We start from the raw sequence: 17269 nt of genomic DNA on the forward strand, positions 1-17269 counted from the left end.
ACCGTTACTCCTGCTGCTAACTATTTTTTTGAACCCATCAGCTTTGAAAAATCAACCGTCCGCGAAGGGCAAAGCCTTATCAGCTCCAAATCATGATCCTCTCCCATCCTGCATTCTCTGTCAAAAATCATAGTCCGGTTTTTTCCCCCGCCAAAGGGTGTCCACTGCGGGACGCCGCAGCCGTTGGGATTTCCGTTTTCGGCAAAATTCACCCACGCCCGGCTCATGATATCCTGCAGTTTTGGAGTGATTTGCGGAATAAAAGAGGCTTCAAGATATTCGGCATTGTGGAATACATAAGGAATCTCGGCGTTATGCCACGAAACCGTACCTCCGTTAAAAGGGAATTCCAGATTAAACTGAAAATTATAGACACCCGCATCCGTAAACCCGGCCCGCAAACCGGCAAAGGCCGCTGCATTCCGTCTCATTTCCACATCCATAAAAAGAATATCTGCAATATTTTTATCCGGATATGCCTTTTGGAAGGCGTTTATTATTTCCTCTGTTTTTTCTCCGTATTCCTCATTAAGCAGTACTTTTTTATACTTTTCCGTCCAGGAATTTTTACTTCCAATTCCAACAGGAGATGCAAAATTATTCATAAACTCCCCGAATACAGAGCCGCAAAGCACGGGCACTGCCTTCGTTTCCCTGATAAAACCGTTTTCAAAGGGATTCCCGAAGTAAAAATCATTATCCTTAACGGGGCCGAACATGACGGGCCGGCCTTCCTCCCCGTAAAGCCGCCCGGCCGCATAATCCGCGGCGCGCGCCAGCTCGTCGTAATATACGCTCTCCAGCTCCCTTACATGCTCCGGCGCGATTTTCAGATATTCCAGCACATATGCCGCCAGCTTACCGGAAAGCTCCTTCGTCATGTCATTGCCCGGCCTCATTCCGCCGCTCTGCAGACATGCCCGGTGGAAAAGTCCTGCCGCCCGCGGGGACTGGAGCATGCTCATTACCTTGCCCCCTCCGCCGGACTGTCCGAAAATCATGACCTTATCCGGATCGCCCCCGAAGGTTTCTATATTCTCCTTTATCCACGCAAGGGCAGCCACCAGGTCCGCCATCCCCGCATTGCCGGAATATCTGTATTCCTCCCCATATGCGGAAAGGTCCAAAAATCCAAGTACATTTAAGCGGTGATTCAGGGTAACCACTACAACATCCCCGAATTTTGACAGTTCCTCTCCGTCATAGGCATAATGCTCCACGCCGGAGCCGGTCATCATCCCGCCTCCGTGAAACCATACCATTACCGGTCTTTTCACGCCTCTTTCAATATTCTGCGTCCATATATTCAAAAACTGGCAGTCCTCACTCTGCACGGTAAAATAATGAGGAACCGTATACTGGTCATGGGGAACGCAGGTAAAGACCTCCGGGCAGGCGTTTCCATAGGTAATAGCCTCCTTTACGCCTTCCCAGGGCGTCGGCGGAGCCGGCATGTGAAACCGCTGCGCCTGCGAATAACGCACGCCCCGGAATATATAGGTTCCGTCAGAGATGACCCCGCGGAGCATCCCTGACTTTGTACACACCTCAGCCTTACCGTAATCCAAAATAACCTGACGGGTTAATTTTCTTATATACATAATAATCCACTCCCACATCTATTCTGCATAAAAGTTCACGGTTGTCATCAGCCCATCTTCCGTAGTAAAGGTAACACGTACCTCTCCCTTATCCTCAGGCATAACCGCCGCGAGAAGAAGGCCGTGAAACATCTTCCTCTCCGGCTTCCCATATACCGAAAGGTCAAGAAGATCACCCGCATCCATCCCCACAAGATGAGCAGGCCCTTCAATCTTACAGGAAACCAAAGGACAGGCATCCGATACAAAACGGCACTCATTATCCTTTGCCGAAAGTTCTATCTGCACAAGAGAATCAACAGCAAATTCCGTGTTATAAATCTGCGCTTCAAGAGAAGCCATTTTTCCCGTCGTGTATACCTCATCCACCGCTGTCAGTTCTCCGTTTCTGTAGCCCTCCGCACGCAGCACTCCCGGCTCATATGCCACATCCCAGGAAAGATGAAGATCATTTGTCGTGGAACGTTTATGGAATCCTTCATTCCAGGCACGCACCGCTCCGTATCTGGGACACTGATATCCTCTGCTTCCCACATAACGGCCGTTTATGTAAAGCTTGACTTCCTCACAGTTGGTATAGCAGATCACCTGCTTGTAAACGCCCTCCTGGCCCTCAAAATTCCACTGGGGCGCAAGATGAAGCGTAGTTTCCTTCGTATTCCATATAGAACGGAAATAGTAGAAGGTATCCTTCCTGAAACCTGCCGTGTCAAGAGGCCCACACGGCGCGCCTCGTCTCGGCCATCTGGTTTCTCCCAGATAATCAATGCCGGTCCACAGATAATCTCCCGCCACAAAATCATGGCTGGCCGTATAGCGCCACAAGGCTTCATGATGCAGCGAAGCGGTCGCGTAATTCCCAAACCATCCCTCCTGGGAATAGTCTCCCCGGATGCCTCCTGCGGAAGGGTTTTCCGTGCCGATCATACGGCGTTCCGGGTACTCCTTCCTATCCTCCTCATAAAAGGTTTCCGCCCTTTCTCTCCACCGTCCCACATAGTTATAACCCACCACATCCAGGGCGTTCTCAAACTCACGCAGGGTACGGATCGGCTCCACTGCCGCAATATTATCGCAGGCGGACGTAACCATGCGGCTGGAATCCTCCTGATGACAGATATCCTGTAAAAATTTCAGTATTTTCACACCGTCCACAGACGACTGCTCGGGAATTTCATTGCCGATACTCCAGATGACCACCGAAGGATGGTTGTAATCGCGCCTGAGCATGGCGGTTAAATCCTCTTTCGCATGATTTGTAAAGAACATGCTGGAACCGTATGCCAGGTTTTCCGAATAATAATTATCCATCTTATTCTTCGCCAGGAGCCATTCGTCAAAAGCCTCGTCCATCACCAGAAAACCCAGCTCATCACAGAGATCCAGCAGCACGGGAGCCGGAGGGTTGTGGGAACAGCGGATTCCGTTGCAGCCCATATCTTTAAGCTCCTTCAGCCTTCTCTCCCAACTCTCCCGATATCCCACAGCGCCTGTCAGGCCGCAGTCATGGTGGACACACATTCCCTTTATTTTTACAGTCTCACCGTTTAATAAAAAGCCCTGATCCGAGTCAAACACCGCCGTTCTTATACCTGTTTTGCAGGCAAAGGAATCCAGCTCCCGGCCGTCCGATACTACGGTGCTCACCAGCGTATACAGATAAGGATCCTCATCCGTCCATAAGTGGGGTGATTCCACAGTCGGGCGCACCATACAGTCGCTGCTTTCACCCGGTTCAAGATACAGTGCAATTCCGGATGTGGAAACGAGCTTCCCGTCACGATCGTAGATTTTATGGAGAACCCCCACATTTCCCGCCGTGCCGCCGTCATTGACAACCTGCGCACGGATCTGCAGCAAAGCGGTATCCTGCTTTGGATAAATACCGTTTGTTGCGCAGCGCACTCCGAAATGATCAAAATGGATTTCATTGGTGCGCACCAGGTAAACGTCCCTGTATATACCGGAGCCGCTGTACCAGCGGGAGTTGGGCACAAGATCGTTTTTCACGCGTACAGCCGCAACATTCTCCCCTTCCCTGACAAGCTCCGTCACATCCACATAAAAGGAGGTATAGCCGTAGCCGTGGCCGCCTGCCTCTTTTCCGTTGACATAGACCGTGGAATCCATATAGATGCCTTCAAAATACAGATAAAGCTTTTCCCCTTCGGAAATATTTTCCAAAGTAAAATGTTTCCGGTACCAGCCAATGCCTGATTTACCGTAGCCGCCTCCGCCGCCTGTCTTTTCCTTTTCCTCCGGCGCATAATCAACGCTCCAGTCATGGGGCAGGTTCAGGGTTCTGAAGGCGCTCTCATCTGCATCCGTCCGGGAAAAACACTCCCTGTCTTCAAGGATAAACCGCCAGTTTTTATTAAAGTTTATTGTTTTACGCATATTGATGTCCTTTCCGGCCTGTCGGCCTGTCATATCCCCCGGCGTTATATTTTAAAATGACAGCCGGTGATATCACCGGCCGTCACCTTACGCAATGGGATTTTGCTATTCCTGTCCTTTCCTTTCACAGAATGCCTCATACTGAACCCGGCATTCCTCCATAACTTTACTCAGTCCGGCTTCTTCAAGCTTGCCGATAAACTCCTGATACTTCGCTTCCGTCTCGTCACCGAACAGTCCAATATTAAAGCTTGCGCCATACTCCTGGACGATAGAGGTAATTACAGCCAGTTCCGCTTCCACGTTCTTTTTATCAAAGGTAAAGCCGGATGCAACAGGCGTATATTCCTTCGCCGTACACATTTCATCCATAATGCTGCTTCTGGGATCATCACTGTAAAGCTGAGGACTGTCTTTTCCGGTAATTCCCCAAGCCCAGTTACCCCATCCGTATCTGTCGGCTGCTTCGCCCAGTTTTCTTTTTCCGTCATCCGTCATTTCATAATGAACACCTTCAATTCCTCCGACTACCAGATTGTTGACCTCCGGGAAGCCCTTCAGGCAGTCCAGGACAAGCGCCGCTCTTTCCGGGATTTTTGAAGCATTCGGAATCGCTATGGTATCGTCCGCATAGCTGCCCCTCTGCGCCTTTGTATTCGGTGTAACATCAAAAATTTCATATGTGCCTATGCCGGCTTTTTCCAGATTTTCACCTGCGCTCACAATAGTGCTGTTCCAGATAAAGCTCGCTGTTTTTCCGCTTTCAAAATTGGTCTGGGCATCCGATGTATCGTTAATCTTATTGGGGGACCATACATTTTTCTTTGCCAGCTCCGCCATTTCCATATACAGCTCCAGACATTCCGGCGCGGTATATTTATAGAACACATCCTTATCCCAATCCGGAAGCTTTTCCTCTCCGTGCGTAAAATACATGAAATCAAATCCGCTTGCCAGCGGTTCCGCTTCTATGTGCTGCCACCATACATGGTCTGCAAACTCCGCATTGCCTCTCTGTCCATTGGCATAGATGCCGTTATGTGTCTCTTTTTCCGCCAGTGTAATCAGAGCCTCCTTCATGGTATCCCAGCTGTTGATTTCCCCGATACCATGTTTTTCCATTAAGTCTTTTCTTACGGCTATCATATTATAGTTGTTAAATACGGCGTAATTCTTTGGTATCGCAAAAATTTTACCGCTGATCATTACCTGATCCCAGCTTTCCGGGGCCTGGATTTCATAGCTGTAAGGAAGGTAAGTCTGCAGGAATTCCGGCGTCAGCTCCTTAAATGCGCCTTTTCCCGCTTCTGAATTGTAATTGCACCAGGAGGAGGTGTACATCAGATCCACCTTTTCACCGCCTGCCAGAAGCAGGGAGTATTTCGTCTGCACATCGCTCCAGCTTAAGAATTTCATATCCAGGGTTGTGTTGAGCCACGGCTCCAGATATTCTCCGTTCAGCTTCTCAAGCACCATATCCATGTCTTCCGGCCTGTCGCCGATCGCATACATTACCACGTCCTCATGCTTGGAAAGATCGAAGCCTTTGTCCCTGTAGGGACTGTCTTCGGAAATTCCCTCATTACCTCCGGCGCCCTGATTTTCTCCAGCCGCCGCGCTGCCGCCGACTTCAGTCCCCGCAGTTCCGGAAGTATTTGCCTTCCCACATGCCGGAAGCATACAAAGGACTGCAGCCAACCCCAATGCCATCACTTTTTTCCATCTTTTACTCATTTTCTTTCCTCCTCTGCTTTTTTATATATAATTTTTATTCAAAAACTATCCTTTGACTGAGCCCACTGTCATGCCTTTTACAAAATATTTCTGCAGGAACGGATACAGCAGTATAATAGGCCCAATGGCAACCACAGTCATAGCCATTTTCATGCTTTCCGCCGGCAGCGAAGCCACCTTCATTCCCGTCTGGCTTGCCATCCTGTTCAGCGCCTCCGAGCTGTTCAGAATATTCTGTAGGGTATACTGCAGATTCCATTTGGAGCTGTCGTTAATGAACAGCATACAGTTATACCAGTCATTCCAATAACCGAGAGCGGTAAACAGGGACAGCGTGGCTATCAGCGGCTTCGATAAGGGAACCATGATACGGAAATAAATCAGACACTCACTCGCCCCGTCCACCTTGGCCGATTCCACCAGCTCATAGGGGATTCCTTTCATAAAGCTCTTGGCGATAATCATATTCCATACGGAAAACAATCCCGGCAGAATCAGCGCATATAAATGATTTGTAAATTTCAGCGTCTGCGTACATAGCAGATACCACGGAACCAGCCCTCCGTTAAACAATGTGGTGAAAAAGAAGAAAAAGGAAAAACCGTTTCTCCACGGAAAGTCCGGCCTGGACAGCACAAACCCTGTCATCGTTGTTATCAATATCGCAAGCACCGTACCTGCGACTGTGACAAAGGTGGTAACTCCGTATGCGGAAAGCACCGCTTCCGGGCTCTTGAATACAATTTTATAACCTTCCGTGGAAAAATTCTCCGCGTTAAGGAAGAAGCTGTAGCCCTTCGTAAGAATCCATTTTTCATCCGTAAACGATCCCGTCAATACCAGGTAGAACGGTATGAGGCACGCCAGTGCAAAAAATACTACCAGTATTGTTCCGATCAGGTTAAAAACCATCATGTCCATGGATGCCTTCATGGGCTTATTTTTATAAATTTTTTGTCCGCTCATATATTCCGCCTCCTAATATAACGAATAATCGGGATCAACCTTTTTAACAATGAAGTTAACAAGATTAATCGTAAAGAAACACAGCACCGACTGATACAGGCCCGCAGCAGCAGACATCCCCATATTGGAGGTTGACATCATGGAACGGTAAACAAAGGTATCAAGCACGTCCGAGGTCTGCAGCAATATCTGGTTATCTCTCACCAGCTGATAGAACATACCGAAATCCCCTCTGAAAATACCGCCCACCGCAAGCAGCACCATAATGATAATTGTGGGCTTCAGACACGGAATCGTAATGCGGAATATACGCTGCCAGATGTTTGCGCCGTCAATTTTGGCCGCCTCATAGATTTCCTGGCTGATTCCGACGATAGCCGCCAGATATACAACGCTTCCGTAGCCGGTTGACTTCCACAGCTTTACGATAACCATGACAATCGGCCATTCCTTTGCCTGATTATAGATATTGAACTTTTCCATTCCCATAGATGTGAGTATGTTGTTGAGCACGCCATGATCCCCGAAAATATTCAGCATAATGGTCGCAACAACAACCCATGAAATGAAATGGGGAAGGAACATCATTGACTGGGCTACTTTTTTAAAATGCTTCCTTGTTATCTCATTCAGTATAATGGCAAAGCCCACCTCAAATAAGACACCGAAGGATATAAATGCCACGTTATATAAAAGCGTATTTCTTGTCAAAGGCCACAGCTTATTGGATAAAATCATGTAACGGAAGTTTTCAAAGCCCGACCACGGGCTCCCCAGTATTCCATCCTGATAGTTGTATTGCTTAAATGCGAGAATGATTCCTCCCATCGGTATGTAGCTGAATACAATTACCAGAATCAGCGCCGGCAGCAGCATCAGAAGAAGAGCATAATTCTTTTTGATTTTTTTCAGCAGCGGCTGTTTTCCCATACTGACAGCTTTTTCTTTTTTCAACTCATTTTCCTCCCTAATAATTGTCTGTTGATTCCCGGAATCTTATTTCATAGTTTACCTCCGGCACACTCTTAAAATCCCGCCCTTCCATCCTGTTTATCAGCTCCAGGCATTCATATCTCCCCCTCTCTTCATCACAGAAATGAATTGCCGTAATGGATGGATTGTGATGCACCAGGAGCGAATTGTCATAAAAGGATGCCAGTTTAATATCACCCGGGACCCGGCAGCTGCTCCGGTCCAGCTTCTGGAAAACATATCTGCAGATACAGTCATCCATACACAAAATTCCTTCCGCTTTCCCGCGTACGGCATATTCGACGGCTTCTTCCGCCATTTCCCGGTTCAGCGTCTTCAGCAGAACGATATCTTCCTGCGGCCTGAGCCCCCTCTGCCAGAATGCTTTTTTAAATCCCTTGTATCTGCTTATGGTTACTTCATGACGGATATCCCCGCCTATCAGCGCCAGCCTTTTTATTCCTCTGTCCAACAGGCTTCCGGTCATTTCACAGCACCCCTGAATAATCTTCTTCTCATTCTTACTTCCGATTACAACATAGGGCAGCCCCGTCTCTTCCAACAGACATACAGCCGGATCCTCCCGAACGGCCCGGGTAATAATCACTCCATCCACCTTTCCTGATGAAATCACCTTCCTCAACTGCCTGATATCTTCTCCCCATGTATAAATCAGCAGGATATCATAGTCATTCCTTGCTCCTTCTTCCGTAATTCCCTGAAGACAATCCTGGAAAAAGGACATTTCTTCCATTTTGGCATCTCCCGGAATTACGACCCCTATATTGAAGGTCCGACTGCCTGACAGCGCCCTTGCAAATTTGTTGGGACTGTACTGCACCGTTTCTGCATATTCCAGAACTCTTTTCCTTGTGGCAGTGCTGATACGTCCTTTCCCTGACAATGCACGGGAAACAGTGGTAATTGATATCCCCAGTGTCCTGGCTATATCCTCCATGGAGAGTTCGGTATCTGCCGCTTTCTTTCTCACTTGATCACCCTCTCGTGTTTGATTTGTATTTAGCGCAAGCGTTTGTTCATTTAGCTAAATTATATATCCTTTTGCTAAATTATTCAATTATCATATTTTCACAATTTAGCAATTTAATTTTTAGCAAATATCACGTTTTTAGCTATTTGCAATATTTTTACTTGTTATTCAATTGAGATAAATATATATTATAGGGATACAGTAATTCTTTTTTAGCATCATTTCTCATAATGCAGATATTTACTATGATATACCTGCCAGGATGCTAAATCTTTGCCAAATCATTAAAGGAGGGTTTTATGGGAACTTTTAAAAATCTTGACAAGCTGCTGGACTCTTTTACACAGGGATCTATCCCCGGCTGTGCATGTGTTGTCATGCAGAATCATGACATCATCCATGAAAGCTATTCCGGTTATGCCGATATTGAAAAGGGGATTAAAATCAATGAACGCTCTATTTTCAGACAGGCGTCCACCACAAAGCTTTTTACCTATGCCATCGGCATGATGCTGTTCGAAGAAGGGGCGTTCCGTTTTACGGATCCTGTCTATGATTTTCTTCCGGAGTGGAAAAATACCACAAAATACGTACAGGTTCCGGGACGCGCCGCGGAGATTGTCCCTGTGGAGTATCCCCTTACCGTAAAAGATGCCTTCACCATGTCCTGCGGCCTCCCCTATTGTATGAGACCGCTTGACCATGTGACGGATAATCCCACCGTCAATGCCATGTCCGAAGCGGTCAGGCCCTATTGCAAAGACGGGAAAATCCCCACACTGCGGGATGAGGTCCGCGCAATGGGCTCCGTTCCGATCATGTTTGAACCGGGAACGCATTGGCTTTACGGGCTGGGAAGCGAAATTGTGGGGGCCATTGTGGAAGTGATAACCGGAAAGTCCGTACGGCAGAATATGAAGGAAAGGCTGATTGACCCTCTTGGCCTGAAAGATACCGCCACCTTCCTGGATGATGAGATGATGAGCCGTCTTGTTACCTGCTACTTTATCTCCCCGGATAAAAGAAAAGAGCCTATGCCAGCAGATATGGACGACATCCTGAAGATCGGCGGTGCCCCGGAATATTCCAGGGCAAATCTGAACTGCAGCTGCAGAGATTTCGCTGTATTTATGAGTATGCTGGCAAACGGCGGCCAATACAGGGGTGAGCAGCTCCTGGGCAGAAAGACGATTGATCTGATGAGGACCAATCAGCTTGGACCGGAACAGCTCAAAGATTTTTGGCATTATAATGGTGTGGACATCCTGGGATATGGCTATGGAATGGGTGTGCGGACACTGCTTGACAAAGCTCCCGGCGCGTCCAATGGATCTGTCGGCGCTTTCGGCTGGTCCGGCGGGTACGGCTCCTGGGCGGAAGCTTCCCCCGAGGATCATCTTTCCATCGTTTATATGCATAATACACAGGGTGAACACAATGAGCTGTTTCATGTGAAGGTAAGGGATGTTGTATATGGGTGTATTGAATAGAATGATGTAAAAAACAGCGGAGCCGGGGACTTTTCTCCCCAAGCTCCGTTATTTTTATAATCAATATGCAAAGACTTCTTCCATCATCAATTTTCCTAATTATTTAGAGGCCATAAATTCATCAAACTGTACCTGCATGGCAGAGATAATTTCATTGATTCCATTCTCTTCCAATTCTTTATTAAACTTGGCAAGATAATCATCCACATCCACCTGCCCCATCAAAAGCGCAGTCCTATATTCATCTACAATTGCACTGCAGGCAGCCATTTGATCATAAACCTCCGAATTGTCAAATACAAATCCCATACCATTGGAATACTGAATACTATCATCGGTCCAAAGCGCTTCCATTCCGGAAAAGTATTCCTTATAGTCAGTTTCAAAAGGAAGGCTCAGACATTCATTAGGATAAAACCAAGGCGCGGACAGGTTCCATCCGGCCGAATTAACATCAACCCCATCTGCATACCATGCACAGCCATTCTCATCCACTTTATAGGTCAACCCCTCAATCCCCAAAGTAAAGAACCTTGCCACTGTTTCATCCGTATACATCAGATAAAGCAGCTTCATAGCAGCATCCGGATTTTTACATACGGATGATATCTGCCATCCATTATATAAACAGGAGTTATCACCCGCAAGATCTGTTAATTGAAAAATAACCGTATCATAATTGATCTGCGCTTTCATCAGGGAATAGGCGTAATCTATAGAATATGCTTCAAAAAGATAACCTCCTCCGATGCCGTCGTTCATCAGAGTATATCCGGCATAATCCGTATTCAGAGGATCATCCACAATCAATCCTTTATCTGCCCATTCCTTACACTGCTCACAGTATGCCTTGAACTCATCGGTTGCATAATAGTTGACGATTTCCGTTTCATCGATCCCCCGGTTCATCAGTACTCCAATCAGGGCATCATTTCCAAGATTATCAACTCCCATCAGAGGTTTGACAAACGTATCTCCATGCCAGCAAAGCTCCGGATGCGCCGCTTCAGCTTTATCTAAAATCCCATTAAATTGATCCATGGTGATTTTAGTGTCTGCCAAGTCCATTACGCCTATCTCTTCTGCTACATCCTTTCTCATTGCATATACCTGAAAATTGCTGAAGCTGTCTGCTCCCGGAAGAGAATATTGTTCCCCATTTACCTGACATGCCGTATAAACTGATTCCGGAAACAATTCCCATAATTCAGGATATACCTCCCGGTATTTTTCCAGGGAAATACACTGTCCGTTTTTCACCATATCGGAAACCGAAGAATAAAATCTCCAGGCAAACAAATCTATGGGATCCTTATTATCTGTCAGCATCAATGTCAATTGTGTTGATCTGTCACCAATTGCAATTGGCAGCATATCCGCCTGCACCCCTGCATTAATTGATACCAGATACTCATTCAGCGCTGCTTCAATTTCCGGTTCCTTCTCCAGAGTGTCCGTAAAACTGCAAACCTCCACCTTTATAACCGGCCAATCCGCAGGAGCCGTATCTGCTGCCACGGAAGCCTCTTCCCGAGCTGATACGGTACCTCCCTCCACAGCTGCCGCCTCTGATCCACTATCCGCAGAACCACACGCCGCCAGGGACAGCCCCATTACGAGTGCCAGAATACAGGCAATTACTTTTCTTTTCATATGTACCCTCCTTGAAAACAAATATTTTATGTTGCAGGCTAATCACCAGACATATCAGCCTTTTACACCGCCTATTACAATACCTCTCACAAAAGATTTCTGGAAAAAAGGATAAACAATCATTATAGGAATAATAGAAATCACAGCGATTGCCATCCGTACACCCAGGCTGGGTATGGCGCTGGAAAATTCCGCCATTCCGGAGGTCGCATAATCTTTTAAAAACTGTACGTTATTCTGCATGGTATTTAACACATTCTGAATGGTATATAATTCTTTGTTTCTTACCAGATAATACAGGCCGTTGATCCAATCATTCCAATATGCTAACGCAGCAAATAAGGCCAGAGTGGAGATCATGGGTTTTGAAAGCGGAATATAAATATGGAATAAAATCCCTACCTGGGTACAGGAATCCATCTCTGCAGCTTCGCACAATTCAAGCGGCACGTTGGTGGTAAAATAGGTTCTCATCAAAATGATATTAAATGCGCTCATCATCAGATTCGGACAAATTAATCCAAAAATCGTATCACTGACATGCATTACCTGGCTCCATACGATATAACCCGGTATCATACCGCCTGAAAACAACATTGTGAAGAAAATAAAGAAAGAGATTGCATTTCTGCCCGGTAAATCCTTCTTGGAAAGTAAATAGCCAAATGCCATTGTCATAAAAATATTCAGCGTTGTCCCAATACCTGCCACAATAATTGTCATGCCATAAGCTTTTAGTATTTTACCTCCCGAAAGAAGCAAATAACGATACGCCGTAAAATCTATTTCCCTTGGAATAAAGGAATAGCCGTATTTGGTAATCACCGCTTCACTTGTAATGGATGACGTAATTAACAAAATAAACGGCATCACTGCACCCACGGTCAGAATAACCATGATTAAATTTGAAAATAAACGAAAGCCCTTTCCTTTTCCGGCCATAATATCACTCCTAAAAATTTTATATGTTAATTCCTTTGTATGTTAAAGCTTTTCTTTATTACCCGTTTCAGAACAACGCGCTGTCCGGTTCCACCTTACGGACAATCATATTAGTGATTAATACGACAGCAAATCCCAATACCGACTGGAGGAATCCGGCCGCCAGAGAACGTCCCACATCATGATCCTCCATCATGGCCCGATATACAAAAGTATCAATTGTCGTAGTTGCGGTATATAAGGTTCCTGTATTCATAGGTACCTGATAGAACAGTCCAAAATCCGAATTAAACATTCTGCCAAGAGACATAATTGTCAGTATGATAACTGTCGGTCTGAGCAGCGGGAGTGTTATTCTGGTAATTTGCTTCCAGACGGACGCACCGTCAACAACAGCCGCCTCATAATAGGTTTTATCAAAGCCTATAATCGTTGCATAAAACACGATACTTTGAAAGCCAAAACCTTTCCAAAGATTAACAATTGTCAAAATAAAAGGCCAATATTCCGGTTTTGTATACCAGCTTATTCCTTCTTTACCTAATTTTTCTAAAATTCCTTTATTGATAAAGCCATTTGCATTGGAAAGGAATGCAAAAACCAAATAACCTACCAATACCATGCTCACAAGATACGGAATGAGAATAAAAGTCTGGTAAATCTTTTTTGCCCTGGCATTCTTTACTTCCCCCAATAATATCGCTACAAAAATCGCAAAAGCTGTTCCAAGAATAATAAATACCAGGTTATATCCAATTGTATTCCGAAACATTATTTTTGCCCATTTTGATGAAAACAGATACGTGAAATTACTAAGGCCGCACCAGGGACTTTTAAAAATCCCCTGTGCAAAATTGTAATTCTTAAAAGCAAGAATCAGGCCAACCATTGGCATATAATTATTAATAATCAAATAAATGAAACCCGGGACTGCCAACAGATAAACAAACTTATACTTACCGAGTTTCTTTTTGATATTTTTTTTAACCGGCCGCATACTTTCATTCTTTTTGGAAGTTTTCATTTTGCCTCATTCCCCTTTGCTTGTAAAAATAAATGATAAACTTTATTTAACAATAGAATATAAAAACATGGCGTTTTCCAATAGTGAAAATCTTACTTTCTATATGTCAATTTCTGATTTATAAAGAAAAGATAAAAAAAGAACCCGTAAAGGTTCTTTTTTGAGAACATTGTCACTTTTCAACATTTTTTTCTAATTCCCGATATTCTGTGGGTGTACAGCCCACAATCTGTTTAAAGCTTCTGGTGAAATTGCTGTAATTAGCATATCCCGCATGTCCTGAAACGCTTGTTATCGGAAGATTGGTCGTTGTCAATAGCTGCTTTGCAACTTCCATTTTTTCCATATCAATAAATTTTTTAAGGCTGTAGCCTGTGCTTTTTTTAAATATACGGGTAAGGTATTCCGGATTTCTCCCAACCCGGGAAGCCAGCTCACTGACCATAATATCGCTGTCTATATTCTGCCTTATGTAACGGATAGTACTTTGAATAACATCCTGATCAGGCATTCCTGAGATCTCATATAAACGCTCGATCACATACTTCAGTGTAGCTTTCATTTCATCCGCCTGTTTCCAGCAATACATAAAGTCATAATAAGACAGCTTGTCATCAAACACGTCCGCGCTGCTGATATTCATGGATGCCATACAGTTTAATATCATCTCACTTATATTTTGATGGAGCTTCATGACTATCTCCCGATTGACATCATTGCTGGAAAAAAAATAGTCCAAGAAACGAAGCAGACTGTCCCTGAATTCCAGCAGGTGGTTTTGATTCAAAAGCACTTTCCAGGAGGCTATTTTTGCTTCAAGGGACTGCCCTTCACCGCTCAGACCGCTTATTTGTCCCGCATGATACAGACGGCTTACACAACGTACATTATTTTTTTGTTCCTCCAACAGCTGTCCGCACATATCCCGCAGCTGTTCGAAATTACAGAAATCTCCACAATAGACCGCAATTTCCATTTTAAGTAATTTCAAAAATAATAAACGCATATTCTCAAGCCTGTCATGAAGCTTTTCCTGATCAGCAGCGCTCTCATTATCAAAAATAATCAATCCAATGAAATTTCCCACTGTATCATTCCTCAGAATAACGATATTCTGTGTATGCAGAGGCAGCATAATTTCATCGATTATATTTATATAAATACTGCGAAGCAGAGCTCTTTCTTCCTCTTCCCACGGGGATTTTGCCTTGATAATCTGGATCAGGAACGGATAATATACCATATCCGGAATCCATCTTCCCATCCGTATTTTTACAAGCCTGCGTATAAAAGAGTCCTCTTTTGTCAACCCGGTAAAATAGCGCATAGCATTTCCATCCAAAATATCCATCTCATGCACAGAATAAAAAGACGCCGCATCTATTAACTCACGGTTTTTACGCTCAATGGATATTTGCATCATCGCCCGTTCCAGCACACTTTGAAGTTCCTCTTTTCCGGCAGGCTGCAGAACATAGTCAAAACTTCTGAGAGAAATTGCTTCTTTCATATACTCAAAATCCACATGAGCAGTCAGGAAAATAAACTTACAGTCCGGATAACGTTCCAATACCCACTTGGCAAAACTGATGCCGTCTTCGACAGGCATGACGATATCACACAGGAAAATATCATAATACACTTTTTCCATTTTTATTCTGGCATCTTCCGCGCTTCCCGCTATATCAATAATATCCACTGGCAGTTCCATTTTTCTGATATGGGTATAGACCGTATTCAGAATCAATGGTTCATCATCAATAATCAGTATGTTCATCCAATTCCTCCGGAAGTGTAATTTCCGTAATAGCGCCCCCATATGGCGAATTATAAAAATACCAGTTTGCATTTTCACCATAAATGAGACTAATCCTGTATTTCAGGTTATCGATTCCCACATGATAAGAGCGGTATTGAAAATCTGTAACCGGCTGGTTAAGTTCTTCCAGCATTTCCTGTGGGTACCCATAGCCGTTGTCTGAAACACGGAGTGATAATCTTCTGTTCCCGCTCTCATCTTCAACAATACCTGCCTGGATTTTAATTGTTAATATCGTCCCCCTTTTATTTATATGCTTGACTGAATTTTCAACAAAGGTCTGAATACATAAAATAGGGATGCGGCAATCCATTACCTCATCTTTCACGTCTGTCTGCAGAAGAATCGGGAACCCGCCTTTCAGTATGTAAATATTACAATATGCTTTTACCTCTTTTATTTCTTCAGCTACAGTAACCAGGTTTTTCCGATCCTGGAATATATAACGGAAGTAAGAGGATAAAGATATAATCATATCGTCTGCGGCATCTGCCGAATGATTTTCCAAAAGAGATTTTATCGTATTAAGGCAATTCAGGAAAAAATGAGGATTCAGCTGCAGCTGGTAGTACTGCAGCTGAATATTATTTGCACGCAGTTTTTCCTGATATTTTTCTTCCTGAATTGTATTGATTTGCTCCAATACTTCATCAATACATCTGTTGATTTCAATATATTCTTTAATTTGTACATTCCTTACCGGCTGGAGCGGGTATTCTTTTTCGTCTTTCTGCGCCATCTCATGAACCCGCTGAATAATATAACCCACCGGGTAAAGAATAGCGCGATTCAGATTCCGCAGAAGGATTAAAAGAAAAAAGAACGAGAGAGTAGGTATTAAAATTAAGATCAGCAGTAAATCAGGCTGTTTCCATACGCTCAGAGAATCCTTTGAATCTCTGGCCAGCACAAGCATCATATCCAGAGTTTTCAGCTGCACAACGCTGATTATTCTCTGTTCCCGGTCTATTCCGGATACTCCTTTTGTTTTTATCTTCAGAATTTCATCTTTTTCCAGGATATTGATTTCGGAAAGTTTCGCCACCTGATTCTGCTGATAGATACAGGAAATCTCCATATTATTTTCTTTGGGAAAATATCGGCTTAAGTTTATGGCAAAACCCAGATATTTATCTCTGGATCTCATGAAATAAACAAGATAATATTCCCCTGAACACACCATAATGCGAAAATCTTTTTGAACATCAGCTCCCTCCGTCAATATAACCTTCAGGTGTTTATCCAGTTCCAGTTTTGTAGCGGTGCTGGGGTAGCTGCTGTATAGACTCCTCATGGAATCCCGCTTTTGGTCATAAAAAAACATTCCCGCCATATAGTCAATGGCATCCGCTTTTCCCTTCAGACTGTTCTGCAGGTAATAAGCGGATCCCACCCATTCAAAATCATCCAGTTCGTAATTACTCAGGCGCAGATAATGGATATTGTCCACATACATAGAACTTACTGCATCCATCATTGAGGTAATGTCTTTATCCAGCTGGAATCCATAATTATCTGCAATAGTATGGGCATTTTCAAGAATCGCATTACGGCTGTTTCGGATTATAATGCTACTGTAACTCAGTAGCAGCACCATTACAATCACAATCAGGACTATCCAATAAACGAAAATCAGTTTTTTCAGAGACAGCTGCTTTTTTCCCACCCTATTTACCTCTT

General features: G+C 44.4%; 12 protein-coding genes. 1 reads left to right on the plus strand and 11 read right to left on the minus strand.

Translation table 11 applies throughout. The features are described from left to right. Positions 1 to 20: 20 nt before the first annotated feature. From BLA28_RS08875 to BLA28_RS08900, 6 genes are all read right to left on the minus strand, one after another. A complete protein-coding gene (locus BLA28_RS08875; protein ID WP_071699189.1) occupies positions 21 to 1601 on the minus strand; it encodes a carboxylesterase/lipase family protein in 1581 nt (526 codons plus the stop codon). Between the two features lie 18 nt (positions 1602 to 1619). Further along, positions 1620 to 3998 (minus strand): glycoside hydrolase family 2 TIM barrel-domain containing protein, encoded by a 2379-nt coding sequence (locus BLA28_RS08880; RefSeq protein WP_071699030.1) that lies wholly within the window; start codon positions 3996 to 3998, stop codon positions 1620 to 1622. A 105-nt stretch (positions 3999 to 4103) separates the two neighbouring features. After that, the gene (locus BLA28_RS08885; RefSeq protein WP_071699031.1) at positions 4104 to 5732 is read right to left on the minus strand and encodes an ABC transporter substrate-binding protein; all 1629 of its coding nucleotides are present in this window, start codon (positions 5730 to 5732) and stop codon (positions 4104 to 4106) included. Between the two features lie 45 nt (positions 5733 to 5777). Continuing rightward, positions 5778 to 6698 carry a carbohydrate ABC transporter permease gene (locus BLA28_RS08890; RefSeq protein WP_071699032.1) on the minus strand — a complete coding sequence of 307 codons (921 nt, stop codon included), beginning with the start codon at positions 6696 to 6698 and terminating at the stop codon, positions 5778 to 5780. A 12-nt stretch (positions 6699 to 6710) separates the two neighbouring features. Further along, positions 6711 to 7652, minus strand: a complete 942-nt coding sequence (locus BLA28_RS08895) for an ABC transporter permease (RefSeq protein WP_081365596.1) — start codon at positions 7650 to 7652, stop codon at positions 6711 to 6713. 13 nt (positions 7653 to 7665) lie between these two features. Beyond that, positions 7666 to 8661: a LacI family DNA-binding transcriptional regulator gene (locus BLA28_RS08900; RefSeq protein ID WP_081365597.1), complete on the minus strand. Its 996-nt coding sequence runs from the start codon at positions 8659 to 8661 to the stop codon at positions 7666 to 7668. A gap of 299 nt (positions 8662 to 8960) precedes the next feature. Between BLA28_RS08900 and BLA28_RS08905 the strand changes: the two genes are divergently transcribed. Continuing rightward, a complete protein-coding gene (locus tag BLA28_RS08905) occupies positions 8961 to 10151 on the plus strand; it encodes a serine hydrolase domain-containing protein (RefSeq protein ID WP_071699033.1) in 1191 nt (396 codons plus the stop codon). A 99-nt stretch (positions 10152 to 10250) separates the two neighbouring features. On the opposite strand, the gene BLA28_RS08910 is transcribed toward BLA28_RS08905, so the two are convergent. From BLA28_RS08910 to BLA28_RS08930, 5 genes are all read right to left on the minus strand, one after another. Next, positions 10251 to 11804, minus strand: a complete 1554-nt coding sequence (locus tag BLA28_RS08910; protein ID WP_071699034.1) for an ABC transporter substrate-binding protein — start codon at positions 11802 to 11804, stop codon at positions 10251 to 10253. 54 nt (positions 11805 to 11858) lie between these two features. Beyond that, positions 11859 to 12746 (minus strand): carbohydrate ABC transporter permease, encoded by an 888-nt coding sequence (locus tag BLA28_RS08915; RefSeq protein ID WP_071699035.1) that lies wholly within the window; start codon positions 12744 to 12746, stop codon positions 11859 to 11861. Between the two features lie 67 nt (positions 12747 to 12813). Beyond that, positions 12814 to 13770 carry an ABC transporter permease gene (locus BLA28_RS08920; RefSeq protein WP_242955429.1) on the minus strand — a complete coding sequence of 319 codons (957 nt, stop codon included), beginning with the start codon at positions 13768 to 13770 and terminating at the stop codon, positions 12814 to 12816. Between the two features lie 172 nt (positions 13771 to 13942). Then, positions 13943 to 15547, minus strand: a complete 1605-nt coding sequence (locus tag BLA28_RS08925) for a response regulator transcription factor (protein ID WP_071699036.1) — start codon at positions 15545 to 15547, stop codon at positions 13943 to 13945. Then, positions 15528 to 17255, minus strand: a complete 1728-nt coding sequence (locus BLA28_RS08930; protein WP_071699037.1) for a sensor histidine kinase — start codon at positions 17253 to 17255, stop codon at positions 15528 to 15530. The genes BLA28_RS08925 and BLA28_RS08930 overlap by 20 nt, the downstream gene beginning before the upstream one ends. Between the last annotated feature and the right edge of the window lie 14 nt (positions 17256 to 17269).

This window comes from Eisenbergiella tayi (assembly GCF_001881565.1).
In the GTDB taxonomy this organism is placed as follows: Bacteria; Bacillota; Clostridia; order Lachnospirales; family Lachnospiraceae; genus Eisenbergiella; species Eisenbergiella tayi.

Excerpts from the sequence above, each read along its gene's own strand:
- BLA28_RS08925 (WP_071699036.1), bottom strand. The coding sequence starts at position 15,547 with ATGAACATACTGATTATTGATGATGAACCATTGATTCTGAATACGGTC.
- BLA28_RS08875 (WP_071699189.1), bottom strand. The coding sequence starts at position 1,601 with ATGTATATAAGAAAATTAACCCGTCAGGTTATTTTGGATTACGGTAAG.
- BLA28_RS08910 (WP_071699034.1), bottom strand. The coding sequence starts at position 11,804 with ATGAAAAGAAAAGTAATTGCCTGTATTCTGGCACTCGTAATGGGGCTG.
- BLA28_RS08890 (WP_071699032.1), bottom strand. The coding sequence starts at position 6,698 with ATGAGCGGACAAAAAATTTATAAAAATAAGCCCATGAAGGCATCCATG.
- BLA28_RS08920 (WP_242955429.1), bottom strand. The coding sequence starts at position 13,770 with ATGAAAACTTCCAAAAAGAATGAAAGTATGCGGCCGGTTAAAAAAAAT.
- BLA28_RS08915 (WP_071699035.1), bottom strand. The coding sequence starts at position 12,746 with ATGGCCGGAAAAGGAAAGGGCTTTCGTTTATTTTCAAATTTAATCATG.
- BLA28_RS08905 (WP_071699033.1), top strand. The coding sequence starts at position 8,961 with ATGGGAACTTTTAAAAATCTTGACAAGCTGCTGGACTCTTTTACACAG.
- BLA28_RS08880 (WP_071699030.1), bottom strand. The coding sequence starts at position 3,998 with ATGCGTAAAACAATAAACTTTAATAAAAACTGGCGGTTTATCCTTGAA.
- BLA28_RS08885 (WP_071699031.1), bottom strand. The coding sequence starts at position 5,732 with ATGAGTAAAAGATGGAAAAAAGTGATGGCATTGGGGTTGGCTGCAGTC.